General features: G+C 74.0%; 14 protein-coding genes and 1 pseudogene. 5 read left to right on the top strand and 10 right to left on the bottom strand.

Translation table 11 applies throughout. From position 1 onward, the window contains the following. Nucleotides 1-94: 94 nt before the first annotated feature. From HA073_RS01060 to rimP, 10 genes and pseudogenes are all read right to left on the bottom strand, one after another. Nucleotides 95-304: a DUF6186 family protein gene (locus HA073_RS01060; protein ID WP_176722875.1), complete on the bottom strand. Its 210-nt coding sequence runs from the start codon at nt 302-304 to the stop codon at nt 95-97. Next, nucleotides 304-711: a hypothetical protein gene (locus tag HA073_RS01065; protein WP_043325811.1), complete on the bottom strand. Its 408-nt coding sequence runs from the start codon at nt 709-711 to the stop codon at nt 304-306. Before HA073_RS01065 ends, HA073_RS01060 begins: the two co-directional genes overlap by 1 nt. 136 nt (nt 712-847) lie before the next feature. Next, nucleotides 848-1,894 carry a bifunctional oligoribonuclease/PAP phosphatase NrnA gene (locus tag HA073_RS01070; protein ID WP_064447083.1) on the bottom strand — a complete coding sequence of 349 codons (1,047 nt, stop codon included), beginning with the start codon at nt 1,892-1,894 and terminating at the stop codon, nt 848-850. Beyond that, nucleotides 1,891-2,373 (bottom strand): 30S ribosome-binding factor RbfA, encoded by a 483-nt coding sequence (gene rbfA, locus HA073_RS01075; RefSeq protein ID WP_043330546.1) that lies wholly within the window; start codon nt 2,371-2,373, stop codon nt 1,891-1,893. The genes HA073_RS01070 and rbfA overlap by 4 nt, the downstream gene beginning before the upstream one ends. Nucleotides 2,374-2,554: 181 nt before the next feature. After that, a complete protein-coding gene (locus HA073_RS01080; RefSeq protein ID WP_043325814.1) occupies nt 2,555-2,848 on the bottom strand; it encodes a DUF503 domain-containing protein in 294 nt (97 codons plus the stop codon). A gap of 41 nt (nt 2,849-2,889) precedes the next feature. Further along, the gene (locus tag HA073_RS01085; RefSeq protein ID WP_104112723.1) at nt 2,890-3,933 is read right to left on the bottom strand and encodes a TRM11 family methyltransferase; all 1,044 of its coding nucleotides are present in this window, start codon (nt 3,931-3,933) and stop codon (nt 2,890-2,892) included. A gap of 82 nt (nt 3,934-4,015) precedes the next feature. Further along, the gene (gene infB, locus HA073_RS01090) at nt 4,016-7,021 is read right to left on the bottom strand and encodes a translation initiation factor IF-2 (protein ID WP_069089329.1); all 3,006 of its coding nucleotides are present in this window, start codon (nt 7,019-7,021) and stop codon (nt 4,016-4,018) included. A 93-nt stretch (nt 7,022-7,114) separates the two neighbouring features. Beyond that, nucleotides 7,115-7,451, bottom strand: a pseudogene (locus HA073_RS01095) (YlxR family protein). Nucleotides 7,452-7,466: 15 nt separating this feature from the next. Continuing rightward, a complete protein-coding gene (gene nusA / locus HA073_RS01100; protein WP_030503423.1) occupies nt 7,467-8,510 on the bottom strand; it encodes a transcription termination factor NusA in 1,044 nt (347 codons plus the stop codon). Beyond that, nucleotides 8,507-9,163: a ribosome maturation factor RimP gene (rimP, locus tag HA073_RS01105; protein ID WP_069089328.1), complete on the bottom strand. Its 657-nt coding sequence runs from the start codon at nt 9,161-9,163 to the stop codon at nt 8,507-8,509. Before rimP ends, nusA begins: the two co-directional genes overlap by 4 nt. A gap of 263 nt (nt 9,164-9,426) precedes the next feature. Here rimP and HA073_RS01110 point away from each other — a divergent pair, with 263 nt between their 5' ends. The 5 genes from HA073_RS01110 (at nt 9,427) to HA073_RS01130 (ending at nt 14,393) form a co-directional block, all read left to right on the top strand. Further along, complete coding sequence (locus HA073_RS01110; protein ID WP_176722874.1) at nt 9,427-9,876, top strand: hypothetical protein; 450 nt, start codon at nt 9,427-9,429, stop codon at nt 9,874-9,876. Further along, entirely contained in the window at nt 9,873-10,316 is a 444-nt protein-coding gene (locus tag HA073_RS01115; RefSeq protein WP_166455505.1) for a ferritin-like domain-containing protein, read from the top strand. The genes HA073_RS01110 and HA073_RS01115 overlap by 4 nt, the downstream gene beginning before the upstream one ends. A 69-nt stretch (nt 10,317-10,385) precedes the next feature. Beyond that, nucleotides 10,386-10,967 carry a PadR family transcriptional regulator gene (locus HA073_RS01120; protein ID WP_030503427.1) on the top strand — a complete coding sequence of 194 codons (582 nt, stop codon included), beginning with the start codon at nt 10,386-10,388 and terminating at the stop codon, nt 10,965-10,967. 19 nt (nt 10,968-10,986) lie between these two features. Then, entirely contained in the window at nt 10,987-11,718 is a 732-nt protein-coding gene (locus HA073_RS01125) for an ABC transporter ATP-binding protein (RefSeq protein WP_043325826.1), read from the top strand. After that, the gene (locus HA073_RS01130; RefSeq protein ID WP_166455506.1) at nt 11,715-14,393 is read left to right on the top strand and encodes an FtsX-like permease family protein; all 2,679 of its coding nucleotides are present in this window, start codon (nt 11,715-11,717) and stop codon (nt 14,391-14,393) included. Before HA073_RS01125 ends, HA073_RS01130 begins: the two co-directional genes overlap by 4 nt. Nucleotides 14,394-14,507 lie beyond the last annotated feature (114 nt).

Raw genomic sequence — 14,507 nt, forward strand, 5'->3', positions numbered from 1 at the left:
GCCCTCACCCAAATTAACGTTCACTTTCCAGATGCTGCCCACAGTTCCCGAAATGCGGAAAGATCAACCTCGTCGTCCGGCTCGGCCGGCCGTGTCAGCGGGCCAGGAAGTGCCAGCCCAGCCACCACCAGAAACCGAACAGGCCGATCCGCCCGACCGGCACCGGGCCCACCTCGTACCGCATCACGAAGGCGCAGACGTCGGCCAGCGACGGGACCCGCGAGCCCTCCCGGCGCGCCACCCATTCGACGACCGCGAACAGCACGAGCGAGACCAGAAACCCGCCGATCGCCAGTGCCCGCATCATCGGCGCACCAGTCCCCAGAACGTGGACAGCCACGCGAACCAGGCCGCCGAACGGATCACACTGTCCTCCAGCAGCGGATCGGCCAGCCGGGAGAGGGTGGGGAAGTCGTCACCCGCCGCCGCCATGAACGTCGCCCCCTCGAAGACCCCGAAGACGGTCACCGGCACCAGCCACCAGAGCGCGACCGACGGCAGCCGGCGGGGCGCCGGGCGCCGGGGCACCCGGTTGCTCAGGCCGACCCAGATCAACCCTCCGCCGGTGGTGAGGATGTAGAGGTTGGCCGCGGTCGAGAAGGACGGAAGTTGACCGCCGACCAGGGACAAGCAGATCAGCACCGGCACGGAGACGACCGGCCGGTCCCAGGCCCGGGGCGCCTCGACGGTGAGCTCACGGGGATGATCCATCACCCGATTGTCCCCAGCGTCACGCACGGCGGAAAGGCTGGCACGCCTCGTAATCCCTGGAAAAGCCGCCGATCAGCTCACACTTCCGATCATCGCCGCGCCTCGGCCCGGCAGAAATATCGGCACAATTCCGCTTTTAGGGGGCTACCAGCGTTGCGGTAGCGAGTTCGGCCCGGATCCGTCCGACCAGCTCGTCGAGCGCGCCCCGCCCGGTGAAGCCGGCCGCGAACCGGTGCCCGCCACCGCCCAGCGCCACCGCCACCGCGCTCACGTCCACCGCGCCCTTGCTGCGCAGCGACACCGCCCACTCGGCCTCGCCCGCCTGCTTGATCACGCAGCTCACGTCCGCCTCCTCGGTGCACCGCACCGAGTCGATGAGCGCCTCCAGCACGTACGCCGGCTGGTCGTGCCGGACCAGGTCCTCGCGGGTCGCGTACGTCCAGACGAGCCCGTGCCCGGCGGCGGCCGCCGGTTCCAGCGTGGCCCGGCCGAGCACCTCGCCGAACAGGCGGACGGCGCCGAACGGGCGGGTGTCGAACACCCGCCGGGAGATGTCGCCGGGCCGGATGCCGGTGGCCAGCAGACGCGCCGCCATCCGGTGCACGGCAGGCGTGGTCGCCTCGAAGCGGAACGAGCCGGTGTCGGTGGTCAGCGCGACGTAGAGCCCGGTCGCCACCTCCGCGTCGAGCGTCGCCCCGAGCCGGTCCAGCAACTCCAGCGCGACCACCGAGGTGGCGGCGGCGTGCGGGTCGACCAGGTTGATCCGGCCGAAGCCGGTGTTCGAGGCGTGGTGGTCGAGCACCAGCGACGTGCCCGCCGTGTCCAGCCGGCCCACCAGGTCACCCAGCCGCGACTCGCTCGCCGCGTCGAAGCAGATCACCAGATCCGGATCGGGGTACGTGTCGTCCTGCGGCACCAGCAGCTCCACGCCGGGCATCCAGCGGAACGGCTCGGGCACCTCCGGCGGGCCGGGGAAGGTCGCCTGGAGATCGCGTACGCCGAGCCGCCGCAGACCCAGCCCGAAGCCGAGCATGCTGCCCAGCGCGTCCCCGTCCGGGTTCACGTGGCAGATCAGCAGCACCCGCGCGTCGGCGGGAAGGTCGCGTACCGCCGCGACGGCCGCCGCCCACTCCGATTCGGCCGGGCCGGCCGGCAGGCCACCCGCGACGGCGACCTCGGTCACCGGCGGTCGCCCTCGCGCGGCTCGTCGTCGGCGGCCGGCTCGTCGTCCGCGGCGTCCTCGTCGTCCTCGACCCGGTACGGCTGGGCGTCGCCCGCGTACGAGGACTTGGCGGCCAGCCGCTGCACCTCGGCGTCGGCGGTACGCGCTGCGGCGAGCAGGTCGTCGATGTGCTTGACCTGGTCCTGCACGTCGTCGAGGACGAAGGTCAGCGTCGGCGAGTGCCGCAGCCCGAGCGCCTTGCCGACGGTGCTGCGCAGCATGCCCTTGGCGCTCTCCAGCGCGGCGGCGGTGCTCGCCTGGGCCGCCGCGTCACCGAGCACCGTGTAGAAGACGGTGGCGTCGCGCAGGTCGGCGGTGATCCGGGCGTCGGTGATCGTGATCATGCCGAGCCGGGGGTCCTTGATCTGGCTGCGCACCACCGACGCGACGAGTTCCCGGATACGCTCCGCGTGCCGGCGAACCTTTGCCTGATCCGTCATGTCCCCCACCTCCGGGATCACCTGTACCGATGACGGCGCCGGGTCACCGTGCGACCCGGGCCGTCGGCCGGAGACGGCGGGCGCGTGGGCGCCGCCGGGTCCGACCGCCCAACGCTGAAGAACACTACCCGCGTCCCACCGGACCTCACGCGGCACGGGCGGAGTACCGCGCGACGCGCCGTCAGTCGTCCTCGCCGTGCAGGCGACGGCGCACCGACAGCAGTTCGGTCTCCGGGCGGGCGGCGACCAGCCGCTCACAGGAGTCGAGCACCTCGCGGACGTGGGCCGGCTCGGCGGCCACCACCGCCACCCCGATCTCGGCCCGGCCGTGCAGGTCCAGCGCCCCCACCTCGGCGGCGGAGACCTCGAACTTCCGCAGCGCGGCGACGATCGGCCGGACGTAGGACCGCTTGGCCTTCAGGGACCGGGAGTCACCCGGGAGCAACAGGTCGAACAGTGCGGTTCCGGTATACACGGCGAGCAACGGTACGCCGGGTGGCGCACCCCGGCACGCGATTAAGGCGCGACCGCCACCAGCACGTCCCGCTCGATCGCCTGGTCGACCCGGTGGGCGAAGTCACCGAAGCCGGGGCCGTCGAGCACGCGCAGCCCGGCGTCGGCCAGCACCGCCTCCGCCTGCGCCCGCGGCGCCACGTGGGTGTTCCAGGACAGCCCGAGCGCGCCACCGGGGCGCAGCAGCTCCCGCCACACCGGCACGGCCGCGGTGAGCAGCTCCAGCGGGCTGCGGGACAACCCCTGATCGGTACGGCTGCCGTGCGCCACCCCGTACGGCGCGTCGGTCACGATCACGTCGGCGCAGCGGGGGCGCAGCGCCTCGCGGGCCCGGGTGGTGTCGGTGTTCAGCACGGTGACCCGCTGGGTGGCCCCGGCCCGGTGCTCGTCCCGCGACGGCGCGAGCACCGCCTCGAACCGGCGGGCCACCAGCTTGCGGTCCCGGCGCACCGACGTCGACTCGGTGGTGTGCTTGAGCCGCTTTCGGCGCAGCCAGGTACGCAGGAACGTCGCGTACGCGTCGACGTCCTTGCTGTCGCGCTCGACCCCGATGCCGTCGTAGCCGTACATCAGCGCCTGGTTGAGCGTGGTGCCCCGGCCGCAGAGCGGGTCCAGCACCACCACCGGCCCGTCCAGCATCCGCGGCGCGGCGGCGGAGGCGAGCACTGTGACGTTGAGCAGCAGCCGGGTGAACTGCTCGTTGGTCTTGCCGGCGTACTTGGGGATGGTGATCAGGTCGGAGTCGTACCGGGCCAGCGGGCGCAGCGGCACCGGCCGCAGCAGGTCGTCACCGACCCGCTCGAACAGCGCGTACGCCGCCGACAGGTTCGCCAGGTGGGCCAGGTCCCGCTCGCCGAGCCCGGGTTCGGGGGCGGTGAACGTCAGGTACTCCACCCCGCCGATCCGGGTGACCTCGGCGTCGCCCGGCACCACGTCGAGCACGCCGGAGCCGGCGAACACGGCCAGTTCGGCGCGGGCCAGCCGGGCCGCCGCGTCGGCGTAGACGCGGTTGGCGGAGGGGGCGAGGAGCAGCGCGTACCGGATCACGCCGCAGATTGTCGCAGCCTGCGGAAACGGCGACGGCCGGGGCCCGAAGGCCCCGGCCGCCGGCCGGTCGTACGTGTGGAACTCAGGCGCGCGGCTTCTCGCGCATCTCGAACGTCTCGATGACGTCGCCGACCTGGACGTTGTTGTAGCCGCCCAGCGTCAGACCACACTCGAAGCCCTCGCGGACCTCGGTCGCGTCGTCCTTGAACCGCTTCAAGGAGCTGATCGTGAGGTTGTCCGCCACGACCGCACCGTCCCGCAGCAGCCGCGCCTTGGCGTTGCGGCGGATGAGGCCGGACCGGACGATACAGCCGGAGATGTTGCCGATCTTGGACGAGCGGAAGACGTCGCGGATCTCCGCGGTGCCCAGCTCGACCTCCTCGTACTCCGGCTTGAGCAGACCCTTGAGCGCGGCGTCGATCTCCTCGATGGCCTGGTAGATGACCGTGTAGTACCGGATCTCCACGCCCTCGCGGTCGGCCATCTCGCGGACCTTGTTCGAGGCCCGCACGTTGAAGCCGATGATCGTGACCGCCTCGGACGAGGCGCTCGCGAGCATGACGTCGCTCTCGGTGATCGCGCCCACGCCCCGGTGGATGATCCGAAGCTGGACCTCCTCCGGGATGTCGAGGTTGAACAGCGCGTCCTCGAGCGCCTCCACGGAACCGGAGACGTCGCCCTTGAGCACCAGGTTGAGCGAGGTCTTCTCGCCCTCCTTGAGCTGCTCCATGAGCGTCTCGAGGGTGGCCCGGCCACGGGAGTTGGCGAACGACGCCGCCCGCCTCCGCGCCTGCCGCTGCTCGGCGATCTGCCGCACGGTGCGGTCGTCCTCGGCGGCCAGGAAGGTGTCACCCGCACCCGGCACCGTGGTCAGACCCAGCACCATGACCGGACGCGCCGGACCGGCCTCGTCGACCGGCTTGCCGTTCTCGTCCAGCATGGCCCGCACGCGGCCGTGCGCCCCACCGGCGACGATCGAGTCACCGGCACGCAGGGTGCCCTTCTGCACCAGCACGGTCGCCACCGCGCCACGGCCCTTGTCCAGGTGCGCCTCGATCGCGACACCCTGCGCCGGCCCGTCGATCGGAGCGGTCAGCTCCAGCGACGCGTCGGCGGTCAGCAGCACGGCCTCGAGCAGTTCCTCGATGCCGATGCCGGGCTTGGCCGCCACGTTGACGAACATGGTGTCGCCGCCGTACTCCTCGGCGACCAGGCCGTACTCGGTCAGCTGCTGGCGGACCTTGTCCGGGTTCGCCTCGGGCTTGTCGACCTTGTTGACCGCGACCACGATCGGCACGTCCGCCGCCTTGGCGTGGTTGAGCGCCTCGATGGTCTGCGGCATCACGCCGTCGTCCGCCGCCACCACCAGGATCACGATGTCCGTGACCTGGGCGCCACGGGCACGCATGGCGGTGAACGCCTCGTGACCCGGGGTGTCGATGAACGTCACCGCGCGGTCCTCGCCCTCGTGCGGGACGTGGACCTGGTAGGCGCCGATGTGCTGGGTGATGCCACCCGCCTCGCCGGCCACCACGTTCGCCTTGCGGATCGCGTCGAGCAGCTTGGTCTTACCGTGGTCGACGTGACCCATGACGGTCACGACCGGCGCACGGCTGACCAGGCGGTCCGCCGCGACCTCGGCGTCGAGGTCGATGTTGAACTGCGCGAGCAGCTCGCGGTCCTCGTCCTCCGGGCTGACGATCTGCACGTCGAAGCCGAGGTGCTCACCCAGCAACTGCAGGGTCTCGTCGGAGCACGACTGGGTCGCCGTCACCATCTCGCCCAGGTTGAACATCTCCTGGACCAGCGAACCCGGGTTGGCGTTGATCTTGTCGGCGAAGTCCGACAGCGAGGCGCCACGGGACAACCGGACGACCTGACCCTGACCGCGGGGCGCGCCCGAGGACATGGTCGGGGCCGACAGGTTGTCGAACTCCTGTCTGCGCTGCTTCTTGGACTTGCGACCGCGGGTCGGGCGACCACCCGGACGCCCGAAGGCACCCGCAGCGCCACCGCCACGGCCACGACCGCCGCCACCGGGACGGCCACCGCCGCCGACCGGACCACCCGGACGGAAACCACCGCCGGGAGCACCGCCACCGCCGCCGGGACCGCCGCGGTAGCCACCGCCACCGCCGCCACCACCGGGACCGCCGCGGTAGCCACCGCCACCGCCGCCACCACCGGGACCGCCGCGGTAGCCACCGCCACCGCCGCCGGGACGACCGGCGCCACCACCGGGTCCGCCACGACCGCCACCGGGGCCGCCGGGACGGCCGGTGGTCGGACGCTGGCTCGGCATCGAGGCCGGGCTCGGCCGCGGCGGCATCGACGCCGGGCTGGGCCGCGGCGGCATGCCGGCCGGGCTGGGACGGGGACCGCCCGCACCGGCGGCCGGGGGCCGCTGCTGCTGGCCGCCCTGGATGCCGAACGGGTTGTTACCGGCGCCGCGCGCCGGCGGACGACCGCCCGGCCGGGCACCGGGGCCCTGACCCTGGCCCGGACCGCCGGGGCGACCGGCGGCCGGGGAACCCGGACGCGGCGGCATGGCGTTCGGGCCGGGACGCGGGCCGGGACGGGGACCGCCCTCGGCCGGAGGCTCCCGGCGTACGGTCTCGCGCTGCTGCTGGCGGGCGGCCTGCGCGGCCTTGACCGCGGCCTCCTGCTCAGCCTTCAGCGCGGCGGCACGCGCTTCGGCGGCCGCCACTTCGATGTCGTGCGCGCTCGCCGGCTTGGCGACCGGAGTCGCCGGCTGCGGCGGGCCGGGGACCGGGCCCTTGGGCTTCGGTCCAGGGGTCGGCGCAGCCGGACGCCGGGGCGGCATCGGCTTGGCCGAGACCCGGGGGGCACCCGGGGTCGGGGTGGGCGTCGGGGTCGGTGCCGGACCGCTGGGCGCGGCAGCCGGCGGGCCGGCGGGCGCCGACGAACCGGCTACGAAGGCGCTACGCAGCCGCCGGGCGACAGGCGCCTCGACGGTGCTGGACGCGGACTTCACGAACTCGCCCATTTCCTTGAGCTTGGCGAGAACGGTCTTGCTTTCGACCCCGAGCTCCTTGGCAAGCTCGTGTACGCGGGCCTTTCCTGCCACTGCACTCCTCACTCCGAGGTCGTGCGGGCAGCACCCGCAGCGACCTCACTCGTGCACTTGAAGCCTGGTCATTTCAGGGACTTCATCGTGTGCTCATGTCGGTCGTCCTACCTTGCTAGCGACCCTCGACCGGTCGGGCTTGACCGGTCGTCGGGGGTTGCGCGTCGACGTGCTCCGCAAGCGCACCGTGGTCAGGAACCCCGGTGAGGCGCAGTGCCCGCCCGAAGGCGCGACGCCGCACCGCCTGCGCGAAGCAGGCCGGATCAGGGTGCATGTTCGCTCCCCGACCCGGCAGTCTGCGGGCCGGATCGGGCCTGAGACTGATGTGACCAGCCTCGTCACCGATCGCGACAACCCGCAACAACTCGCTGGCCGGCGCCCGTTTCCGGCAGCCCACACAGGTGCGCTCCGGAATCGCGCGTCGTGCCACTGAGTAAGTCTACCCCTAGCCGCCGGAGATCGCGCCGCCCGGCTCCGGGACGTGATCAGCTCCGCCCCGGCTCTGCGGGGCCGCGGTCTCCGCGTCGGACCGGATGTCGATGCGCCAACCGGTCAGGCGGGCCGCCAGGCGGGCGTTCTGCCCTTCCCGGCCGATCGCGAGCGAGAGCTGGAAGTCCGGGACCGTCACCCGGGCGGTACGGGAGGCCAGGTCGACCACCTCGACCCGCAGCGCCTTGGCCGGCGACAACGCGTTGCCGACGAACGTCGCGGGGTCGTCCGACCAGTCGATGATGTCGATCTTCTCGCCATGCAGCTCGCTCATCACCGCGCGGACCCGCTGCCCCATCGGGCCGATGCAGGCGCCCTTGGCGTTGACGCCGGACGCGGTGGAGCGGACCGCGATCTTCGTACGGTGACCTGCCTCACGGGCGATCGCGCCGATCTCCACGGTGCCGTCGGCGATCTCCGGCACCTCCAGCGCGAACAGCTTCTTCACCAGCGCCGGATGCGACCGGGACAGCGTGATCTGCGGCCCGCGCATGCCCTTGGCGACGTGCACGACCACGCAGCGGATCCGCTCGCCGTGCTCGTACCGCTCGCCCGGGACCTGCTCGGACTGCGGCAGGACACCCTCCAGCTTGCCCAGGTCGACGCTGACGATGCCCTTCTCCCGGCGCGTCTCGTGCGCCTGCACCACGCCGGTGACCAGGTCACCGTCGCGGCCCACGTACTCGCCGAAGTGCACCTCGTCGGTGGCCTCCCGCAGCCGCTGGAGGATCACCTGCTTGGCGGTCATGGCGGCGATCCGCCCGAAGTCGTGCGGGGTGTCGTCCCACTCCCGGGTGACCGTGCCGTCGGCGTCGAGCTCCTGCGCGAAGACCGAGGCGGCCCCGCTCTTGCGGTCGATCTCCACCCGGGCGTGCGACTCGGCGCCGTCGGTGTGCCGGTAGGCGGTCAGCAGCGCGGTCTCGATCGCCGCGAGGATCGTGTCGAACGGGATCTCCCGCTCGCGCTCCAGGGCGCGCAGCGCCGCGAGGTCGATGTTCACCTCTCCTCGTCCTCCAGATCTTCGTCGTCGTCGGTGTCTGTGTCGTCGCCGAGGTCCTCGTCGGCCAGGTCGTCCAGGCGGCTGAACTCCACCTGGACCCGGCCGGGCCCGAGCTCGGCGTACGGGTGTGCCACGGGGCCGGCGTCGGTCTCCAGCTCCACGCGCTCGTCGTCGGCGGCCGTGATCCGGCCGGTGAGCTGGCGGTCCCCGGCGTCGCCGCGGACGGTGACCTTGACCAGCCGGCCCACGTTGCGCCGCCAGTGCCGGGGCAGGGTGAGCGGGCGGTCCACGCCGGGCGAGCTGACCTCCAGCTGGTACTCGCCGGCCACGATGTCGCCGCCGGACTCCTCCGCCGCGTCCAGGGCCGCCGACACCGCGCGGGAGACGTCCGCCACGGCGTCCAGGTTGATCCCGCCGTCGGCGTCCACGATCACCCGGACCACGTGCCGCCGCCCGGCGCGGGAGACGGAAAGGTCCTCCAGGTCGTAGCCGGCCGCGGCGACGACCGGTTCGATCACCTCGCGCAGCCGGTTGCGGCGCGCGTTCAGATCGCCACGGGGTGCGCCGCTGCGCTCCGCGCCGCGGGGGCCGTCGGACCGGCGGGGCCGCCCGGCGGGCCCCGTCGGCCGGGTGGCACGGCCACGCTGCGTCATTCCGCGCACCTCTCCTGCTGTTGCCACGACCCGCGGGCCGTGTTGTCCCGGGCCGGTGCGAGCGGTCGGCCCGCCATACCGGCACGCCACCGGGGCGTCCGCGCCCGGTGGTTGCGCAGAGCGTAACGCTAACGGCCGCGGACGGACCCGGCGGCGCACCGAGACCCTGACCCACGAGGCGGCGCGAATGGTGTTGACTCTGTCAGGTGGGGACCGGCAGAACACCATCCGACCAGGTCAGAGCGGGGCATTCCCGGCGCTGGCTGCTGCGCGCCGGAGGGCTCGTGGCGCTCGGCGGCGCGGCCGCGCCGCTGACCGGTTGTGATCTTTTCGACCGCGACCAGGAGCCACCGGCGCCTGATGCGCTGGAGCCGCTGGCCGCCGAGGCGCTGGCGCTGGAGGCCCGCTACCGGGCAGCCGCCACCGCCGCCCCGGCGCTCGCCGGACGGCTCACCCCGATCGCCGACGCGCACAAGGCACACGCCGAGGAGCTACGCCGGGTCATCGGCCGGCCGGCTCCCTCCGGCACGCCGGCGGCCGCCGGCTCGGCGAGCGCGCCCGCGCCCGACGCCGTGCTCACCGAGCTGCGTCAGGCCGAGCAGGAGGGCCGGACCAACGCGGCGAAGGCCTGCGCCGAGGCGCCGGCCGAGCGGGCCGCGCTGCTCGGCTCGATCGCCGCCGCGCGGGCGACCCACGTGGAGGCCCTGAAGTGAACAACCCGACGACCGGCCCGGCCCAGGCCCTCGCCGACGCGCTCGCCGCCGAGTACGCGGCGATCTGGGCGTACGGGGTGATCGGCGTGCACCTCACCGGCGCGGCGCGGACGGCGGCCCGGGCCGCCGAGGCGGCGCACCGGTCCCGCCGCGACGCGCTGCTCCTGCAGCTCGCCGAGGGCTCCGGGCAGGTACCCGCGGACCGGGCCGGGTACGCGCTGCCCTATCCGGTCACCGACCGGGCGGGAGCGCTGCGGCTGGCGGTGGAGATCGAGGAGCGGACCGCCGGGCACTGGCGGGCCGCGCTCGCGCACACCAGCGGCGTGGAGCGGAACACGGCGCTCGCCGCGCTCACCGACTGCGCGCTGCGGGCCAGCCGCTGGCGGCGTACGGCGGGCGTGACACCGGTCACCGTTCCGTTCCCGGGCCGCCCCGCCTGAGCGCGACGCCGGTCACCCGGCGAAGCTTCCCGGTTGCGCTGCGCATACCAGGTATGCATACTCGCGGTCATGTCCATCCGTCACGGCCTGCTCGCCCTTCTCGAACGCGGCCAGATGTACGGCTATCAGCTCCGTGCCGCGTTCGAGGAGTCCACCGGGTCGACCTGGCCGCTGAACATCGGGCAGGTCTACACCACGCTGGCCCGGCTGGAACGCGACGGACTGGTGCGCCCGCTGCCGGAGAACGAGAGCGGGCAGCGGCCGTACGAGATCACCGACGCCGGACGGGCGGACCTGGCGATGTGGTTCGCCACCCCGATCAGCCGCGCCGACCGTCCCCGCGACGAGTTGTCGATCAAGCTGGCGCTGGCGTTGACCACGCCGGGCGTCGACGTGCGCGCGGTGGTGCAGACCCAGCGCACCGCCACCATGCGCGCGCTTCAGGAGTTCACCCGGTTGAAGTACACGAGCGACAAGCCGGAGGATCTACCCTGGCGGCTGGTGCTGGACGCGATGATCTTCCAGACCGAGGCCGAGGTGCGGTGGCTCGACCACTGCGAGACCAGCCTGGTCCGGCACCGCCCGGCGCCGATCCGGGCGGTCGACCACCCCGAGGCGGTGGACCGGGCCGGCGACGAAGCCCGCCGGTGAACCGGCACGGGAGGCGCTGATGGACCCCATCGACGGGGTGCTGGAACTGCGGGACGTACGCCGTACCCACGGCGCCGGTGAGGCCGCCGTGCACGCGCTGCGCGGCGTGAGCCTGACCGTGCGGGCCGGGGAACTGGTGGCGGTGATGGGCCCCTCCGGGTCCGGCAAGTCCACGCTGCTGGCGCTCGCCGGCGGCCTGGACCGGCCCACCGGCGGCGAGGTGGTGGTCGAGGGCGAGGCGCTGGTCGGGCTGTCCGCCCGGGAGCTGGCCCGGCTGCGCCGCCGCCGGATCGGGTACGTCTTCCAGGATCTGAACCTGCTCGGCAGCCTGACCGCGGTGGAGAACGTGGCGCTCCCCCTGGAACTGGACGGCGCCGGCGTACGGGCGGCCCGCCAGTCGGCCCTCGACGCGCTGCGCGAGGTCGACCTGGAGGACCTGGCCGACCGCTTCCCGGACCAGATGTCCGGCGGCCAGCAGCAGCGGGTGGCGATCGCCCGGGCCCTCGTCGGCGAACGCCGCCTGGTCCTCGCCGACGAGCCGACCGGCGCGCTGGACTCGCAGACCGGTGAGGCGGTGCTGCACCTGCTGCGCCGCCGGGTGGACGCCGGGGCGGCCGGGGTGCTTGTCACCCACGAGGCCCGGCACGCCGGCTGGGCGGACCGGGTGGTCTTCCTGCGCGACGGGGTGATGGTCGACTCGACCGCCCCGCTGATCGGCGTCGACCACCTGCTCAGCGGCAGCATCCGGTGACCGGCGGCCGCCTCGCCGCCGTACGCGGATCGTGGCGGACCGCGCTGCGGATCGCCCGCCGGGAGGCCCGGCGGTCCCGGCGGCGCACGCTGCTGGTGCTGGTGATGATCGCGCTGCCGGTGCTCGGCCTCAGCTTCGCCGCGGTCAGCTACGACATGGGCGACCTGACCCGCGCCGAGCGGATCGAACGCCAGCTCGGCGGCGCCGACGTCGCGCTGCGCTGGGAAAGCCTGACGGCGGTGAGGCAGGACGCCTGGGGCGAGTCGGCCTGGCCGGTCGAGGGCGAATGGGTCGGCCGGACCCGTCCGGCGACCGCCGAGGAGGTGCGCGCGCTGCTGCCCGACGGCAGCCGGGTCGCCCGCACGCGCTGGTGGATGACGTTCTCGACGCGGATCGGCCGGCACGTCGAGTCGCTCGACGCGCGCGCCCTGGACCTGACCGACCCGCTCACCCGGCCGCTGGCCCGGGTCCTCGACGGCCGGCCGCCGGTGCGCCCGGACGAGATCGCGGTCAGCCCGGCGGCGCTGCGCCGGCTCGACACCCGCATCGGCAACCCGGTACGCACCATCGACGGCGCCACGTACCGGGTGGTCGGGGTGGTGGAGTACCCGGACAACCTCCGGGAGGTGATCACGCTGGCCGGGGTGACCCCGGAGACCGCGGCCGGCAGCGACACCTGGCTTGTGGACCTGCCCGGACCGATCGACCCGGGGCTCGTCGACCGGCTGAACGCGCAGGGCGTCCAGGTCGTCTCCCGCGACCGGTTGCCCGGGCGGGAGGAGTTCTCCCGCGGCATGCGCGTGCCGGACGCCGACGAGGCCGGCGTCGTCGGGGTGGTCGGCGGGCTGGGCCTGCTGGAGGTGGTGCTGCTGGTCGGCCCGGCCTTCGCGGTGAGCGTCCGCCGTCGGCGGCGCGACCTCGCGCTCGTCGCGGTGGCCGGTGGCGACGCCTCCCACCTGCGCCGGATCGTGCTCGCCGACGGGGTGGTGCTCGGCGCCGGCGGGGCCGCCCTCGGGCTGCTGCTCGGCATCGGCGCCGCGTTCGCCGGCCGGCCGCTCGTCGAGCAGTACCTGCTCGGGGAGCGCCTCGGGGCGTACCGGATCTTCCCGACCGCGCTGGTGGCGATCGCCGCGACGGCGGTGCTGGCCGGGGTGCTCGCGGCGATGGCGCCGGCCTGGACGGCGGCCCGGCAGGACGTGGCGACCGGCCTGGCCGGCCGGCGCGACGGGTCCCGGCCCCGCCGCCGCTGGCTGCTGATCGGGGTGGCGCTCACCGTCGCCGGGACCGCGATCGCCGCGTTCGCCGCCGGCCGCACCTCGCAGACCGGCGTGCTGGCCGGTGTCGCCCTGGGCGAGCTGGGGCTGGTGTTCTGCACCCCGACGCTCGTCGGTGTGCTGGGCCGAGCCGGCCGGCTGCTGCCGCTCACCCCCCGCCTCGCGTTGCGCGACGCCAGCCGCAACCGGTCGTCGGCCGCGCCAGCCATCTCGGCGGTGATGGCCGCCGTCGCCGGAAGCGTCGCGCTCGGCGTCTACGTGGCCAGCGACGAGACCCGGTCGCGAGAGCTCTGGCAACCCGGCCTGCCGCCGGGCAACGTGCTGCTCACCCACTCCGGCGAGATCCCGGCGGGCCCGCCGTCGGCCGAGGTCGTCGCCAACCGGGCCCGCACGGTACTGCCCGACGCCACTGTGGTGCCCGTCGCCGTCCCCGGGTGCGCCGGCGACGTCCGGGACAAGAACGACTGCGCGGCGTACGCGCTCGTTCCGCCGGAGCGGCGCTGCCCGTACACCTCCTCCGACCCGGTCCCCGACGCGGCCCGGCGCGATCCGCGCTGCGTGAGCCCCTTCCAGGAGCCGGTCGACGTCTACCTGCCGGCGCTCGTGGACGACGGCGCCGCGCTGGCCTCGCTCACCGGCGCGCCGGACGACGAGCTGGCCGCCGCGCGCCGGACGCTCGCCGCAGGTGGCGTGGTGGTCACCGACGCCCGGCGGGTGGTGGACGGGCAGGTCCGGGTGGAGGTCAACTACAACTCCGGCGGCCCGCCCACCGGGCGTCTCCTGCCCGCGTACGCGCTGCGCGGCGGTCTCAGCGTCGACCGGCTGGTGCTCTCCCCCGCCGCCGCGGACGCGCTCGGCCTGTCCGCCGTACCGCTTGGCTACCTGCTGGACACCGCCGGCTCGCCCACCGATCGGCAGATGGAGATGCTGACCGACGAGCTGTACGACATCGGGCCCATGTCGGCGCAGGTGGCGACCGCCGACCCGCCGTCGGACCAGCGCCCGATGCTGCTCCTGCTGGCGGTGGCCTCGGGGGTGATCACGCTGGGCGCCGCCGCTGTCGCCACCGGCCTCGCCGCGGCCGAGGGCCGCCGGGACCTGTCCACGCTCGCGGCGGTGGGCGCCGATCCCCGGGTACGCCGCCTGCTGTCGCTCTGCCAGGCCGGGGTCATCGCGGTGCTCGGCTCCGCGCTGGGCATCGTCGCCGGGCTCGGCTCCGCCGTGGTCGTCCTGGCCGCGCTCAACCAGCGGTACGCGGACTCCTGGCCGGTGCAGCCGCCGTACCCGGTGACGGTGCCCGGCGTGACACTCGCCGCGCTGGTCGTGGTGCCGCTGGTGGCGATGGGCGGCGCGGCGCTGTTCACCAGGTCCCGCCTGCCGATCGAACGCCGGCTCGACTGAGCCGGCCGCCCATGCATGATCCACACCATTTCGCCGGAGTGGCGGCATCGCGGTGGGGTGGATGCCACCACTTCGGGGAAATGGAGTCGACCTTGGGGCGGACTGACCGTCCGA

The organism is Micromonospora sp. CMU55-4, from assembly GCF_011602315.1.
Taxonomy (GTDB): domain Bacteria; phylum Actinomycetota; class Actinomycetes; order Mycobacteriales; family Micromonosporaceae; genus Micromonospora; species Micromonospora chalcea.